This is a genomic window from Brevibacillus laterosporus LMG 15441, assembly GCF_000219535.2.
Classification (GTDB): Bacteria; Bacillota; Bacilli; order Brevibacillales; family Brevibacillaceae; genus Brevibacillus_B; species Brevibacillus_B halotolerans.
Window position 1 is genome coordinate 4926482 of sequence record NZ_CP007806.1, and the last position, 14899, is coordinate 4941380.

Sequence of the window (14899 nt, forward strand, 5' to 3'; positions counted from 1 at the left end):
AATGTAAATATCGGAGTCATTGCTGAAAAGGATGAGTATGTTCTCAACAGTTTTATCTAAATATTCCGGTCAAACAGAGGCCACTGCTTAACATTTCCCATTGACAAAAATGACTTTAATTTTATAATAATTATAAATTAGTAATTAATACATTTATTTTATGATAATAACTCTAATCAAGGGAGAGGTTCATATATGGATAATAAACCACGTTTAACTACCAATCAAGGTGTTCCTGTAGGCGATAATCAAAATTCTCGCACTGCTGGGAAAAGAGGACCTGCGACATTAGATGATTATCATTTAATTGAAAAGTTAGCTCATTTTGATCGAGAAAGAATTCCTGAGCGTGTCGTGCATGCTAGAGGTTCAGGTGCGCATGGGGTTTTCGTAGTGACGAACAGTATGCGTTCATATACGAAAGCTGCCTTCCTACAGGAAGTAGGACAAAAAACGCCTGTCTTCGTTCGATTCTCCACCGTTATTCATGGGCAGGGTTCCCCAGAGACTTTGCGTGACCCACGTGGCTTTGCTACCAAATTTTATACAGAAGAAGGTAATTATGACCTTGTCGGTAACCATCTACCGGTGTTTTTTATTCGTGATGCCCTGAAATTCCCTGACATGGTTCACTCCCTAAAGCCATCTCCTGATACAAATCTCCAAACCCCAGACCGTTATTGGGATTTCATGACTCTAACTCCTGAATCAACACATATGCTTACCTGGCTATTCTCTGACTATGGTACACCTGCTACCTATCGGCAAATGGAGGGTTTTGGTGTCCATGCATTTAAATGGGTCAATGCAGAAGGCCAAGTCATATATGTAAAATATCATTGGAAACCAGCCCAAGGCGTTAAAAATTTAACTGCTCAGGAGGTTTCAGAGATTCAGGCAAAGGATTTTAACCACGCTACCCGAGACTTGTATGATCATATTGAAGCCGGTGATTTCCCTCAGTGGACGCTCTATGTTCAAATTATGCCTATCGATGAGCTGGATTCGCTGGATTACGATCCACTCGACCCTACAAAGATTTGGGATGAACAAAGCTATCCATTACAAGAAGTGGGTGTGATGACCCTGAATCGTAACCCACAAAACTTTTTCGCGGAAGTAGAGCAGGTTGCCTTCTCTCCAAGTGTAACCGTTCCAGGTATTGAGCCTTCAGAGGATAAGCTTTTGCAAGGACGTTTGTTCTCCTATCCCGATACACAGCGCTATCGGTTAGGCGCTAACTACTTGCAACTCCCGATCAATTGTCCGTATGCTCCTGTACATAATCAGCAACGCGATGGTGCAATGCCATTCAAGCAGCAAAGCTCTCCTGTTAATTATGAACCGAGCCGGCATGCGGAAAATCCTGTAGAAGATCCTGCATACAAGGAGTCTGAGACACCTCTGTTTGGGTATGTTAGTCGTGAAAAAATTGATAAACCGAATGATTTTGCCCAAGCTGGCGAGCGTTATCGCAGCTATAGTCCAGAGGAACAAGCCAATTTAATTGCTAATCTGGCTAACGATTTGGCTACTGTACATGAGCGAACAAAAATGCTCGCTATTTGCAACTTCTTCCGTGCAGATCGAGATTTCGGCATGCGCCTCGCTAGTGCTCTGAATGTTGACATTAGCTCCTATGTCAAATAACCAAAGGAAAACACATAATAAGCCCATCTCAGACACTTTAGAGATGGGCTTCCTGCTTTTATTTCATATCGTTTTGTTCCAAATTACGAGCTGTAGAGCTACGGTTGACTTGTTTCTCATTCTTATAGGTACAAAATAATAGATCGAGGGCAGGATTGGTTACGCCATACCAATAGTTTTCGTTTTTATAGTGATGCCAAAGATGCATTCTCTTCATCCATCTCCCCCATGGAGTGATCGGCTGCACAGGCTGGTGTGCAATATAATGGGTCCATTCATAATAAAGTAGATAACCCATAATCCCTGTTACAAATGCAACCATAAGAGAAAAATCCTTTGTGATGAAAAAAGCGGCACACCCTGCAAGCATGATCAGAGGCAGGCTATACCAGACCGGTAGGAACAACAGGTTCAATTGATTGGGTGATACATGATGATCGTAGTGTAATCGCTTTAGCATTGCTAAAAGCCAACGTATTTTAGGGGGGGTCATATGAAAGATAAATCGATGGATGAGGTATTCGCTGACCGCGTAGGAAAGCATCCCGATCGCCAATGCCATCCAAACATGAATTCGATGCATATCAGGAATTAACCATAAAAAGCCGAAAGCAAACAAAATGCTAATCACTAGCACATCAAATTGGCTAAAATATTGTTTAACATACTCCTTCAACAGATTAAACCCCCTGTTTTTTCTTATCATTCCAACTGATTGTTACCTGCCTGTTACCACCTTGCCTGTTGATCTTCACAGATTCCCCAGACATCATCTATTCTGATTATTTCGCTGTTCTTTGTTTGAAGCGTCCCACTATACTTTCCAATATATTGTTGTAAATGAGTGGATAATGCCAAATAATTTTCGCGTTTCTCCTGATAATAAATAGGGGTAAATTTGAGTTGAACGCGGTCGCTGCCAATGGTCGAGATGCGCCACGGTTTCATAGGCGAGGTTTTATCATATTCAAATTGAATCGGTTCTGCTATTTTTTCAGCTCGCTGTTGAATCAACAGGCCATTTTCAGTCATTCCCGTTCCATCCGTCCAACCAGCCCCTAAGTTACACCCACACCAGCTCCCCCTCCATTGAAAGCTACAAGTCATCCAGTTCCATTTGGTTATATAAGGCCAAACACCACGACCAAAATCGAGGCTCGCTGATGTCGTCTCCTGTGTAAGATTGTAATGTTTACTGCCTATGCGTACCTTACCTGCGGCTGCTCTTCCCGGTTGTTTTTTTGTATATTGAAATCTTCTATTACTCCAAGGAATGACCATATGCAAGGCTTCCGCAGTCTCTGAGATACTAATTTCTATTGAAAAAGGCATCCCTTCTCTATTCATCCCATCAACCACGATCATTGTAGTCGTCTGCTGAGACGTAAAAGAAATCTGAAGATGCTTATGCTGAAAATGAACATCACCATGGACAGAATCAGGCAAATATATTCCTCTCGCAAAGGGCACCTTTACCGTTTGCTCCACCTTCTGACCCGATTGAAGATCGATCAAATGAAAAAATGCCACTCCGATATAATCCAAATGACAAACAGCTACCGTTATAATAACTTGATTATTTACAATAAACCAAAAATTCCACTTCTTTTTTCGCCCTAAATGCCCTGGTATCTGACAATCGTGCAAGGGATAACGCGACCAGCCAATGGCCTCTGGTCGCAAATTTCCCCGTCTGTCACAAAGAATGGTATGCGCTGTAATCTCTTTTTCAATTTGAGCAGGAAACGCCATAGTGTCCTCCCTCTACTAAGTCCTATACTCCTATCTCCTGCGTTTCACCTTGCTGTAGCTGGTACATTTGATAATACTTGCCTTTGATTTGCATTAATTCATCATGGTTACCGCGTTCTACAATTTCCCCTCTATCAAGGACCAGAATACAATCTGCCTGACGGATCGTAGAAAGGCGATGTGCAATAATAAAGGTAGTACGTCCCCTCTTCACTACATCCAGCGCCTTTTGAATGATGGACTCCGTCTCCGTATCAATAGAGGCGGTTGCTTCATCCAAAATTAAAATAGCCGGGTCAAAGGCAAGGGCACGAGCAAATGACACGATTTGACGTTGTCCCGCTGATAACGTACTTCCTTTCTCCACAACAGGCTCATCATAACCTTTACTTAGATGGGCAAACAACTGTCTGGCCCCTACATCATCTAGAGCTTTCTCAATCCTTTCCCGAGAAATATTGGGGTCGCCCAGACTGACATTGCTAGCAATCGTTCCCGTAAATAAGAACGGCTCCTGTAGTACGATTCCCATATGCTGACGTACATATTGTTTGGGCCATTCCTGAATCTCCTTGCCATCAATGGTTACTTTCCCTTTGTCAAAATCATAAAATCGAAATAGGATATTCATGATGGAGCTCTTACCTGATCCTGTATGACCAACCAATGCAATGGTTTGACCTTCCTTCGCCTCAAAGGAGATATTTTTCAGCACGTATTCCTCATCCTTGTAAGCAAACCATACATTTTCGAATTTCACATTTCCCCTATATCGATCCATTTTACCGTCAGTTACTGGAATACCCGATTCATCGATTAATTCAAATACGCGTTCGGCTCCCACCAATGCTTGTTCTAATTGTGGTAACTGGTTAACAATCCCACTAATTGGATTGAAGAGCCGAACGATATATTCCAAAAAGGCATACATCATTCCAAGGGACAATACGTTGCCCAATGTTAAAGACTGTGCTCCAAAATACCACAATAACAGGGCAAATCCCACGATTCGCAGGAAATTGGTTAGATTATGGGAAGTAAGTGAGTTGAGCAGCAATAATTTGTTTTGGTATTTAAAATGATCATAATTCAATTCCTCGAACTCTTCCTTTGTCTCCCTTTGACGACGGAAGGCCTGAATGATAGCCATCCCTTGAATCGATTCATTAATCATCCCATTAATATCACTGATTCTTGCCCGAATGACATGGTTAAAACGGGAAGCAAAATATCGATAGACGTAAATCCACACGACCAAAATAGGAATGATCACAAGACAAAGGGCACCTAGCATAGGATCTAGCAAGAACATAGCGACCAGAATACCTGTGATATAGATAATCCCCGTAAAAAAGTTCGAGAGCACGGTTAGATAAAGATCTCGAATTGCCTCTGTATCATTGGTCACTCGTGCAACCACTTTTCCTGCTGGTAAATTGTCAAAATACTGAATCGGAAGTCGCTGTATATGGTCAAAGACGTCTACACGCATCTTTTGAATAATCTGGTTCGCGGAGATTTGTAACCAATACTTTTTAACATATAACAGGAGGGAGATCACAGCCAATAAGCCAAAGTAAATCAAACAAAGGGCAATAAGCGGCTGCACTTCCGGTTTGTATAATGCAAATACCTCCGCTGACGTTAATTTTTCAGCAGGGTACATCGCTTTGTCCGAACCCTTTTGAATCAGGATAACTCCATTTTCAAAGGTTCGTTCCCCATCAAATGCAATCGGTTGATCAATGAAGTAATATTCTCGCCCGATCTGTAAGATGCGAACTTCTTTTCCTTTTTGCTCATCAGGCCCCCAATGATCACTTCGTTTTATATACTGGCCTCGGTAAGGTACAGCTTCACTCCCCTGTTCGCTCTGATACCAGCTATACTCGATTCCTCGTATATGCACATCAATCATCTGTTTGACTAAAATCGGCCCCATCAGGTCAGCTACAACCGCTAATGATAGCATGGTTAAAGCCAAGATGAGGGTTTTCTTAAACTGCAAGGCATATTGCCATAACCTTTTAGAAGGCCTACCCATGTCTCTCACTCTCCATCTGTTAAAGTTGCCTCGATTTGCTGACGTTCATATTGTTGTTTATACCAGCCATCCTGTTTCATAAGCTGATCATGAGTTCCACGTTCCACAATGGTTCCATCATCCATTACGATAATTAAATCGGCATGCTGAACTGCTGACAGGCGGTGCGTAGTAATCCACGTGGTCTTTCCTGCTCGCTCCTGACGAATATGAGTGATAATTTCCGTCTCTGTTTTAGCATCTACCGCAGAAAGAGCATCATCTAACAAAAGAATCTCTGGGTCTGCTATTAGTGCACGGGCTATCGAGACGCGTTGCTTCTGGCCCCCAGACAAGGAGACACCCTTCTCCCCAACCATCGTATCCAATCTCTCTGGTAAGTAGGCAATGTCCTTTTGAAAAGCCGACATCACCAACGCATGCTCGATTTCAGCCATCGAGCTGGTCGGTTTACCAAATCGAATGTTTTGTAAAATGGTTTTAGAAAATAAGATTTGCCCTTGCGGAACATATCCTAGCCAGCCCACTGCTTGCTCGATCGCAATTTTTTGCATGGAAGTTCCTGAAATCAAGATTTCTCCTTTGCCTAACGGATACTCACGCAGAAGCTGACGTATCAAAGTTGTCTTGCCGCTGCCTGTACGTCCAACGATTCCCAAGGTTTGCCCTCGGTTCAGTTCAAACGTTATATCTTTTAAATTATCTACTTCAGATGAAGGGTAACGGAAGGTGACATTCTGAAATGAGATGGTAGCCGGTGTTGGCACATCCACTAGATCGGGCCCATTCTGAACATCCGGTTCATAAGCAAGTGTTTCGTTCACACGATCCAAAGAAGCATTACCCCGCTGCATAATATTAACTAGCTCCCCAATCGCGTACATCGGCCAAGACAGCATAGCTAAATAAATGTTAAATGAAATCATATCGCCTATTGTAATTTCTTGATGGTAAACATAATACGCTCCAAACCCAATGCCTAATAAAAAACTTATACCATTTAGCAACTTCATCGTTGGCTCAAATAGTGAATCGATACGGGCAACGGACAGGTTTTTCTTATACGTTTCCTCAGAGATTTCTCGAAAGCTCTTCCTACTTGCCGCTTCCTGTACATAAGCACGAACCACCCGGACACCTGAAATATTCTCCAGCACCTGATCATTCATTTTTCCAAAAACATCCTGTGCATCTGTAAATCTTTTATGAAGCATCTCCCCATACTTACTTAATATGTAAGCTGCCAGCGGCATTGGTAAAACACAAATGAGGGTAAGCTTCCAACTAATTACAACCGTCATTGTAAGGAGAATAACCCCCAGATAGACAGTCGCATCCACTAAGGTAAGAATCCCAAACCCGGCGGTTAGCGATACTGCTTGAATATCGTTCGTCGCCCGAGCCATCAGATCTCCCGTCCGATTTTTTTCATAAAAGGTTGGGGTCATTGTTAAAAATTGTCCCATTAAATTGGAGCGCAATTTCCTACTAACCAAAAACGAGCCACCGAACAAATTTCTCATCCAAATATAAGTGACTCCATAATTACTTAAAGCAATTGCCAGCAATAAGCCAATCATGAGGAACAATCTTGTGGTTGTCATAGAGCCAGCAAAAATTTGGTCAATCGATGTCCCCATTAACTTCGGAGGTAAAACTTCCAATACCCCATTTATCACCAAAAAAACGACTGCAATGGAGTATCTTTTCCACTCTTCACGAAAAAACCAGCCTAACTTTTGAAACACAGCTATCATGCATTCTCTCTCCCTTCTCGCATGAACCCAATATCTGACAGAATCAAAAAAGACACGTCACTATGTGCGACATGTCTTTACATCTGTTCTGTCATAAAAAGCGCACGTTACAAACTGCTGTAACCTACACTCTTAGTTTTTACCTACGTTTAATCAAGACAGTGATGCCTTGGACATAAGAGATAGATTACAGGAGATATGAAATTGTATTTGCTTTGCATTGGGAAACAACATCATTCTCACGTTACTCATCTCCTTTTCCTTTTAGGCTACTTTCGTATTTACAGATTCTACCTCACAACCTCAGGTTCGTCAATCTATTTTTCAGAATATTTTATGTTTAATTATCTAAGTATTCATGCAATATTTGATTCGATATTTTGTCAATGATAAACTCAGGATACCTGAGAAAAATGAACGGAGGCGCTTATGAACCCTATTCAAGAATTAGTAGCCAAGCAGCATCAATTCTTTCACACGCAACAAACAAAACACGTTGCATTCCGAATAGAAGCACTCCAAAACTTACGTAATGCCATCATCTTGCACGAACAACAAATCTACGAAGCTCTACAGGCCGATTTGCATAAATCACAATTTGAATCCTACTCAACTGAAATTGGAATCGTGCTGGAGGAAATTCGTTATATCTGTAAACATTTACAAAACTGGGTAAAGCCAAAACGAGTCAAAACAGCACTTACCCACTTTGGTTCCAAGGGTTACCTTTACCCTGAACCCTATGGTGTCACACTGATTATTGCCCCATGGAACTATCCATTTCAACTCGCCCTGTTACCGTTAATTGGTGCTATTGCTGCCGGGAATTGTGCTGTTGTCAAGCCGTCAGAGCTTACACCTAGAACCTCCAATCTTATTCGGCGGTTACTTGAACAGACCTTTCCTGCAGAATTTATTTGTGTAGTAGAGGGTGGGATTGAAGTCAGTAATCAGTTGCTAGCAGAGAAGTTTGACTATATCTTTTTTACAGGTAGTGTCCCTGTTGGCCGTGTGATAATGGAAGCCGCCTCCAAGCATCTAACTCCGATAACACTTGAATTGGGCGGAAAAAGTCCGTGCATTGTACATCGAGATGCTAACCTGCGTTTGGCTGCTAAGCGAATTGTTTGGGGCAAATTTCTAAATGCTGGCCAAACCTGTGTAGCACCCGATTATTTACTTGTGAACTCCTCAGTAAAACAGGAACTCATTAGACAGCTCAAGACCTTTATTCAAGAGCTTTATCCTGATGCCTTACATAATTCCGATTATACTCATATTGTAAATACACGACATTTTGAGCGATTGCTTGGGTATCTGGATGAGAAAAAGGTTATCCATGGGGGAAATACAAGCCCTAGTACGTTAGCGATTGAGCCTACTCTCTTAGATAACGTAACCTGGCAGGACCCGGTCATGCAGGACGAGATTTTTGGACCTATTCTCCCAATCCTAACCTACGATGATCTGGCTGAAGCTATTTCTAAGGTAAATGCGCAGCCGAAGCCACTAGCTCTTTATCTTTTCACCGAAAATAAAGAGACGCAGAAGCAAGTCCTGTCCCACCTCTCCTTTGGCGGGGGTTGTATTAATGATACGGTCTTTCATATTGCTACTCCCTATTTACCATTTGGAGGGGTTGGTAATAGCGGTATCGGTAGCTATCATGGAAAAGGAAGCTTTGAAATTTTCTCCCACCAAAAAAGTGTGTTGAAGCAGACTACACTCTTTGATATTCCTGTTCGCTATCATACAACCAAGCAAGCTTTAAAAAAGATGAAATGGTTTTTTAAATAAATCATACAATGAGCCAATGATTGATCTCATCTGATCAGTCATTGGCTCTTCCTCTACTCGTGCTCTCTCCACGTTACCCATTGATTCGAGTCAATCATTTGCAAGAATTGGCTTAGTCGTGGTAGTACAGGCTCTGCTTGTTCACCAAATTCATGTCGAATTTCATCGGCAATTTCTGCTACGGTATGTGCACCTGTACATCTAGTAATCACATAACTCCCCAGTGTATCTAGCTTGATACGGAAAACGGCAGGCTGTCTCAAATAGCGTACAGACAATCGTTCCAACCAGCTATCGCGAGGGATAATCACGGTAGAAATGCCTTCTTCTGTGTTCTCTAGTGTAATCCGTTTTGTCAACATAGGTCTCATCGTCAATAGATTTCGATGCTGTTTCTTTGTAAAAATCCGCATGCTCCTCTCACCTACACTTTAGTAATAAGCAAGTTCCATAGGAATTGACACCTGACATGAGGGCATTAAAGGCTACTGCTCCGCTCTTTGGCACGCATGGACACCCAGAAAAGGACGGCCGCTACTATTGCGAAGATAACCGTGCTTACCAAGCCATTTTCAAACATAACATGCTCTGGCATCGTTATTTTTGCTGAAATGAGCATAGCAATAACTACCCCTAACAGCGACTCACCCGCAATTAGACCAGATGCAAACAGCGTTCCTCTTTCCAAACGTAGCTTTCTGCGGCTTTTATCCTTCGAGTAATATTCCACTAGCCAACGAACCAAACCACCTACCATAATCGGTGCACTGGTGTGGATCGGTAAATAAATCCCTACTGCTACAGTCAAGGAATGAAGGCCTAAGAATTCAACACAAATGGCGGTAGCCGCACCAATAAAAATTAAATCCCACGGCAGGTTATTATCCATAAGCCCTTCAATTACCATTTTCATTAGAACTGCCTTTGGTGCCGCTAAATCCCTGGTCCCCATTCCATATGTTTCATGTAAAATAACAAGGACATAACCGATGACCAGACCTGAGATCAACACCCCGAGCATCATTGCTATCTGTTGTTTCCACGGAGTAGCTCCGACTAAATAACCTGTTTTTAAATCCTGTGAAATATCACCCGCGACAGCAAGTGCAGTACACACGATCGCTCCCACAATTAAAGCAGTGACCATTCCTGTTTGACCCGTTACACCCATTGATTTAAATACCACTGTAACAATGAGTAAGGTAGCAATCGTCATTCCTGAGACAGGTGAGGAGGAGCTACCTATCAGCCCAACGATACGAGAAGCCACTGTAACGAACAAAAATCCAAAAATAGCAATAGCTACAGCCCCTATCATCCCCACTTCTGTAAACGGTGAGAAGGCGATTAATAAGATGATTGCTATTATGCCGAGTAAGAGCCATGTCTTCGAAATATCACGATCGGTACGCTCCACTAGCAATTGATTATTGCCTTTGTCTAAACCTGCAAGTGTATCACGCAATGAATAATATAAGATTGGTAACGTTTTGATTAAGCTAATTAAACCACCTGTAGCTACAGCACCCGCACCAATATAACGAATATAGTCTCCCCAGATAGCCCATGCGTCCATGGAAGCAATCATACCGGAAGCTGGCTGAATTGCCTCGGAATTATGCATACCAAAAAAGCTAATCATTGGTATCATTACAACCCACGCAAGTATTCCGCCCGCCATCATCTCTCCAGACACTTTGGGGCCAATAATATATCCCACGCCAAGCAGAGCCGGATATGTATCCAATCCAATCAATGCATTTTTAAAATTGGCAATGCCTGTCTCTACTTCGGTCTTAAATAGCTTAAATCCATCGCCTAATGCTTTTACTAAAGCACCTAGTCCGAACCCCGTAAAGACCAGCTTAGCGCTATTGCCCCCTTTTTCACCAGAAATCAGAACTTCCGCGCAAGCAGTACCTTCCGGGTAAGGCAGCGTTTGGTGCTCGTTTACAATCAACAGACGACGTAACGGTATCATCATTAATACGCCTAAAAAACCACCTGTTAGCACAATAAAGCTGATCGTTAATTGACTAGGTACAACATTCCATAGAAACAAAGCCGGCAACGTAAAAATAGCACCCGCCGCAACCGCTTCACCAGCAGTAGTCATTGTTTGCACAATATTGTTCTCTAAAATAGACTCTCGACGCAAAATACCACGTAAAATTGCCATCGAAATAACAGCAGCCGGGATAGATGCACTGACTGTTAAACCAATTTTAAGGCCTAAATAGGCATTGGCTGCTCCAAAAACAACAGCTAAGATTAATCCCAATACGACTGCAACCACAGTAAGCTCTGGCAAGGAACGTGATGCAGGAACATACGGGACGAATGAGGAAGAATTAGATTTTCCACCATTCATAAAGGGTCCCCCTAACTTTAAATGGATTCGCAGTTCTTAATTTTTTGATTTTTAAGAACAATAGTAGCGAAATAAAATAGAATATATCTTATTATTTACACCAAAACCATTTATTGGTCAAACTGTAAAGTGTTCCTTACTGCTATTATTTCAAATCTACTAGTTTCTTATGCTTACATGATGACTTCTACGCTTCTTTATTGAGGCCAAAAAACAGAAAGAGAATACTGATTTCCTCTATTAGGAAATCCTTGTATCCTCTCTCTGATTGTCGTATTTTTTTAGATAGCCTACGTTTATTTATCCACCTATATGAGACATTTCCACCTTTTTTCGTGGTAACCCCTGTGTAGCTGACAGACGTTCTTCTGAATAACGATCCTTGCGATTTGACCATAGCTGTTGAACATAGCGGGTCAATTCTTCATCCGTGGTTCCATCGCGAAGGCGACTTCTTACATCTATTCCTTCTGTAGCAAATAAACACATATATATATAACCTTCGGCAGACAAGCGGGCTCTTGTACAGGAAGAGCAGAAGGCTTGTGTGACCGAAGAGATAAATCCAATCTCTGTATCGGTCCCTAAATAACGGTAACGTTTCGCAACCTCTCCAAAATACTCAGCCTCTACTGGTTCTACCGGCATTTCCCGGTTAATCATCTCTAGAATATCTCGGCTCGGTACCACCTGTTTCAATTCCCAGCCATTTGCATTTCCGACATCCATAAATTCAATAAATCGCAACGTAATCCCAGCTTCCTTAAAATAGCGGGCCATAGGAAGTATATCCGGATCTGTTGCTCCTTTTTGTACTACCATGTTTATCTTGATCCCGAGCCCTGCTTTTTGTGCGGCCTCGATACCTTTTAACACCGTACTTACTTTAATTCCTCGCCCATTCATATAGCCAAACCGATCATCATCAAGACTATCCAAGCTTACCGATACTCGATCAAGTCCTGCTTCCTTTAACGGGAGGGCAAACTTTTCTAGCAGCGAACCGTTAGTTGTCAGTGCGATATCCTTTACGCCTTCAATCTGCCTGATTTTTTGGATCAAGATCGTTATATCCTTACGCAATAAGGGCTCTCCACCGGTTAATCGGATTTTTTCAACACCCATACCTACAAAAATGCGAGTAAGCCGTTCTATTTCCTCAAACGAGAGCAGCTTCTCTTTGGGTAGGAACTGAAAATCCTTGTGGAAAATTTCTTCTGGCATGCAATAGCGGCACCTAAAATTGCACTTATCGGTAACAGAAATGCGCAGATCTCGCAATGGACGTTGCAATTGGTCCGTTACTTTTGTATGTGAAATCTTCTGGTCCATTGGCCACAGCTCCCTTCCTTAGGTGACATCGTACTGAAGTGGGATTACCTGAATTAAATCTCCTTTAGCTGCTCCTAATTTACCTGAAGGGATCGTAAGGAGACAATCGGCATCCTGTATGGAAAGCATATGGCTTGATTTAGTCACACCAATCGACTTTACCTTGACTAGTCCCTTTTCAATCCATAATTTGCCCCGTTCGTAACGCACATGGGGAGAGCCTTTATCATAATCAGTAGCTAAAAAGGCTTCCATTACAGCAGGAAGGGCCTCTTTAGCACCCAACATGGCCCGAATAGCCGGCTTAACAAACAATTCAAAACCAACAAAACATGCCCCCGGATTCCCGGACAAGCCAAATAGTAATTTGTTATGAATGACTGCTGCTGAGGTAGGACTGCCAGGTCTCATGGATACCCGGTTAAACAGCATCTCTTCCCCTTGCTCGCGAATGATTTCTGCCATAATATCATAATCACCAACTGATACGCCACCTGTGGTAATCACAATATCCATCTCTTGAAAAGCTTCTTCCAATAAAGCCTTTGCTTGTTCCTTGTTGTCTGGAATAATTCCGTATAGAAAAGGGATTGCACCAGAGGCTTCCACCAATGCCTGGATCATATAGCTGTTGCTATTGCGAATTTTGCCAGGCTGGAGAGGCTCATCAATTGGCAGCAATTCCGTCCCTGTAGCAAAAATCCCTACTTTAGGCTGGGTAAATACCTTTACACGGTGATAGCCAAACGTAGAGAGCAATGCCATTTGACCCGGCTGAATGATTCTCCCAGACTCTATGATAATCTGCCCCTCTTGGATTTCTTCTCCTACCTGTGCAATATTCTGACCCTGTCCCACATTATGTTTGACCTGTACAAAAGCTTGTTCATTTTGTTCGTATTCCTGTGTTTGTTCAAACATAACCACTGCATTAGCACCTTCAGGAACGCTAGCGCCGGTCATGATTCGAACAGCTTCTCCCTTGTTCAGCTTCATTGTGGGAGCACTCCCTGCTGCAATATCTCCCACAATTCGATAAGTAAGCGGCTCTGCTGGTGTTGCCTTCTCAATTCCTGCACACCTGATAGCATACCCATCCATACCTGCTCTTGGGAAAGCAGGGATATGATTAGTGGCATATATAGGCTCGGCTAATCTTCTTCCTATACTGTCAACTAATGAAATCACTTCCGTATTCATGATTGTTATGCGGGAAAGAATTCGCTTTTGTGCTTCTTCAACCGGAAGAGCTTTTCGTTTAAATCGGTGAGTTCTATTCATAATATGTCACACTTTCCTTTAGTGTACAGGTGCTTTATGAAACGCCCATTATGTTTGTCCCTACAACATATTATACATCATAAGAGCTTTCACATTTTACAGACTGTGTCTCTATTATTCGTTTTGGATGCGTATATACATTAAGCGTATTCCCCCGGATAAACCCGACTGTCGTAATACCCAGCTCTTCCGCAAGATCAAGTGCAAGATCTGTAGGTGCTGATTTGGAGAGAACGATTCCTACACCAATTTTCGCTACCTTTAACAATACCTCTGAGGATATCCTTCCACTAAAAGCAATAACCTTATCCGATAAACCAATCCGATTCTGCAAACAAAATCCATATATCTTGTCTAATGCATTGTGTCTCCCAATATCGGTTCTTGTCACCACGACTCCTTCTGTATTGCATAAGGCAGCATTATGAACACCGCCTGTTTGCTTAAAAAAAGAGGAATGTTCTTGCATATACTTAATCATTGCCTGGCAATCTTGAACGCTAATTTGCTGCTTTGACATGATGGTTTTAGCGGTTCGGACATCATTTTGCAAATAAAACTGCCGACTTTTACCGCAGCAGGAGCCGATAAAACGCTTGGAATGCTGCGGTGAAAGCTTGCCTTTATTTTTTACCTCTACATAAGCAAAGCCCGTTTTCTGATTGATGGAAAATGACTCTACATCATCTGGAAGTCTAATAATCCCCTCTGATGCAAGGAACCCAAGAAGAAGCTCCTCCATATGCTCCGGCGTACATACCATGGTCGCAAATTCCATGCCATTTACCATGATGGTTAATGGATATTCACAGGCAATTTCGTCGTCTATGTCTTGAAAAACCTCTCCATCATATCTCATGACGGCACGTAAGGTTGATACTTTCTTGCTCATAGCCCTCTTCCTTCCATCCATGT

11 protein-coding genes are annotated in these 14899 nt (G+C 42.3%); 2 read left to right on the forward strand and 9 right to left on the reverse strand.

Annotated elements, in window-relative coordinates:
- Positions 1–195 precede the first annotated feature (195 nt).
- Positions 196–1650, forward strand: coding sequence for a catalase (locus BRLA_RS21775; RefSeq protein ID WP_003334168.1), 1455 nt, complete (start codon positions 196–198; stop codon positions 1648–1650).
- A 58-nt stretch (positions 1651–1708) separates the two neighbouring features.
- Here the strand turns inward: BRLA_RS21775 and BRLA_RS21780 are convergent, their stop codons facing one another.
- Genes BRLA_RS21780 through BRLA_RS21795 form a run of 4 tightly spaced genes read right to left on the reverse strand, consistent with a single transcriptional unit; the run spans position 1709 to position 7203 of the window.
- Positions 1709–2329, reverse strand: coding sequence for a sterol desaturase family protein (locus BRLA_RS21780; RefSeq protein ID WP_119912749.1), 621 nt, complete (start codon positions 2327–2329; stop codon positions 1709–1711).
- A 50-nt stretch (positions 2330–2379) separates the two neighbouring features.
- Complete coding sequence (locus BRLA_RS21785; protein ID WP_003334165.1) at positions 2380–3402, reverse strand: DUF2804 domain-containing protein; 1023 nt, start codon at positions 3400–3402, stop codon at positions 2380–2382.
- A 22-nt stretch (positions 3403–3424) separates the two neighbouring features.
- Complete coding sequence (locus tag BRLA_RS21790) at positions 3425–5446, reverse strand: ABC transporter ATP-binding protein (RefSeq protein WP_003334163.1); 2022 nt, start codon at positions 5444–5446, stop codon at positions 3425–3427.
- A 5-nt stretch (positions 5447–5451) separates the two neighbouring features.
- Positions 5452–7203 carry an ABC transporter ATP-binding protein gene (locus BRLA_RS21795; protein WP_003334162.1) on the reverse strand — a complete coding sequence of 584 codons (1752 nt, stop codon included), beginning with the start codon at positions 7201–7203 and terminating at the stop codon, positions 5452–5454.
- Positions 7204–7632: 429 nt separating this feature from the next.
- Here BRLA_RS21795 and BRLA_RS21800 point away from each other — a divergent pair, with 429 nt between their 5' ends.
- Positions 7633–9000: an aldehyde dehydrogenase gene (locus tag BRLA_RS21800; protein WP_003334161.1), complete on the forward strand. Its 1368-nt coding sequence runs from the start codon at positions 7633–7635 to the stop codon at positions 8998–9000.
- Positions 9001–9053: 53 nt separating this feature from the next.
- On the opposite strand, the gene BRLA_RS21805 is transcribed toward BRLA_RS21800, so the two are convergent.
- From BRLA_RS21805 to fdhD, 5 genes are all read right to left on the reverse strand, one after another.
- On the reverse strand, positions 9054–9413 hold the full coding sequence (locus tag BRLA_RS21805) for a PqqD family protein (RefSeq protein WP_003334160.1): 360 nt from the start codon (positions 9411–9413) through the stop codon (positions 9054–9056).
- 65 nt (positions 9414–9478) lie between these two features.
- Positions 9479–11371 (reverse strand): OPT family oligopeptide transporter, encoded by a 1893-nt coding sequence (locus tag BRLA_RS21810; protein ID WP_003334158.1) that lies wholly within the window; start codon positions 11369–11371, stop codon positions 9479–9481.
- 300 nt (positions 11372–11671) lie between these two features.
- Positions 11672–12703 (reverse strand): GTP 3',8-cyclase MoaA, encoded by a 1032-nt coding sequence (moaA, locus tag BRLA_RS21815; protein ID WP_003334157.1) that lies wholly within the window; start codon positions 12701–12703, stop codon positions 11672–11674.
- 18 nt (positions 12704–12721) lie between these two features.
- Positions 12722–13984, reverse strand: coding sequence for a molybdopterin molybdotransferase MoeA (glp, locus tag BRLA_RS21820; RefSeq protein WP_003334156.1), 1263 nt, complete (start codon positions 13982–13984; stop codon positions 12722–12724).
- Between the two features lie 70 nt (positions 13985–14054).
- Positions 14055–14876: a formate dehydrogenase accessory sulfurtransferase FdhD gene (gene fdhD / locus BRLA_RS21825; RefSeq protein ID WP_041752429.1), complete on the reverse strand. Its 822-nt coding sequence runs from the start codon at positions 14874–14876 to the stop codon at positions 14055–14057.
- Positions 14877–14899 lie beyond the last annotated feature (23 nt).

What these genes read in the sequence shown, in the direction of transcription:
- BRLA_RS21775 (WP_003334168.1), top strand. Translation starts at nt 196, where the DNA reads ATGGATAATAAACCACGTTTAACTACCAATCAAGGTGTTCCTGTAGGC.
- BRLA_RS21785 (WP_003334165.1), bottom strand. Translation starts at nt 3,402, where the DNA reads ATGGCGTTTCCTGCTCAAATTGAAAAAGAGATTACAGCGCATACCATT.
- BRLA_RS21790 (WP_003334163.1), bottom strand. Translation starts at nt 5,446, where the DNA reads ATGGGTAGGCCTTCTAAAAGGTTATGGCAATATGCCTTGCAGTTTAAG.
- BRLA_RS21795 (WP_003334162.1), bottom strand. Translation starts at nt 7,203, where the DNA reads ATGATAGCTGTGTTTCAAAAGTTAGGCTGGTTTTTTCGTGAAGAGTGG.
- BRLA_RS21800 (WP_003334161.1), top strand. Translation starts at nt 7,633, where the DNA reads ATGAACCCTATTCAAGAATTAGTAGCCAAGCAGCATCAATTCTTTCAC.
- BRLA_RS21805 (WP_003334160.1), bottom strand. Translation starts at nt 9,413, where the DNA reads ATGCGGATTTTTACAAAGAAACAGCATCGAAATCTATTGACGATGAGA.
- BRLA_RS21810 (WP_003334158.1), bottom strand. Translation starts at nt 11,371, where the DNA reads ATGAATGGTGGAAAATCTAATTCTTCCTCATTCGTCCCGTATGTTCCT.
- moaA (WP_003334157.1), bottom strand. Translation starts at nt 12,703, where the DNA reads ATGGACCAGAAGATTTCACATACAAAAGTAACGGACCAATTGCAACGT.
- glp (WP_003334156.1), bottom strand. Translation starts at nt 13,984, where the DNA reads ATGAATAGAACTCACCGATTTAAACGAAAAGCTCTTCCGGTTGAAGAA.
- fdhD (WP_041752429.1), bottom strand. Translation starts at nt 14,876, where the DNA reads ATGAGCAAGAAAGTATCAACCTTACGTGCCGTCATGAGATATGATGGA.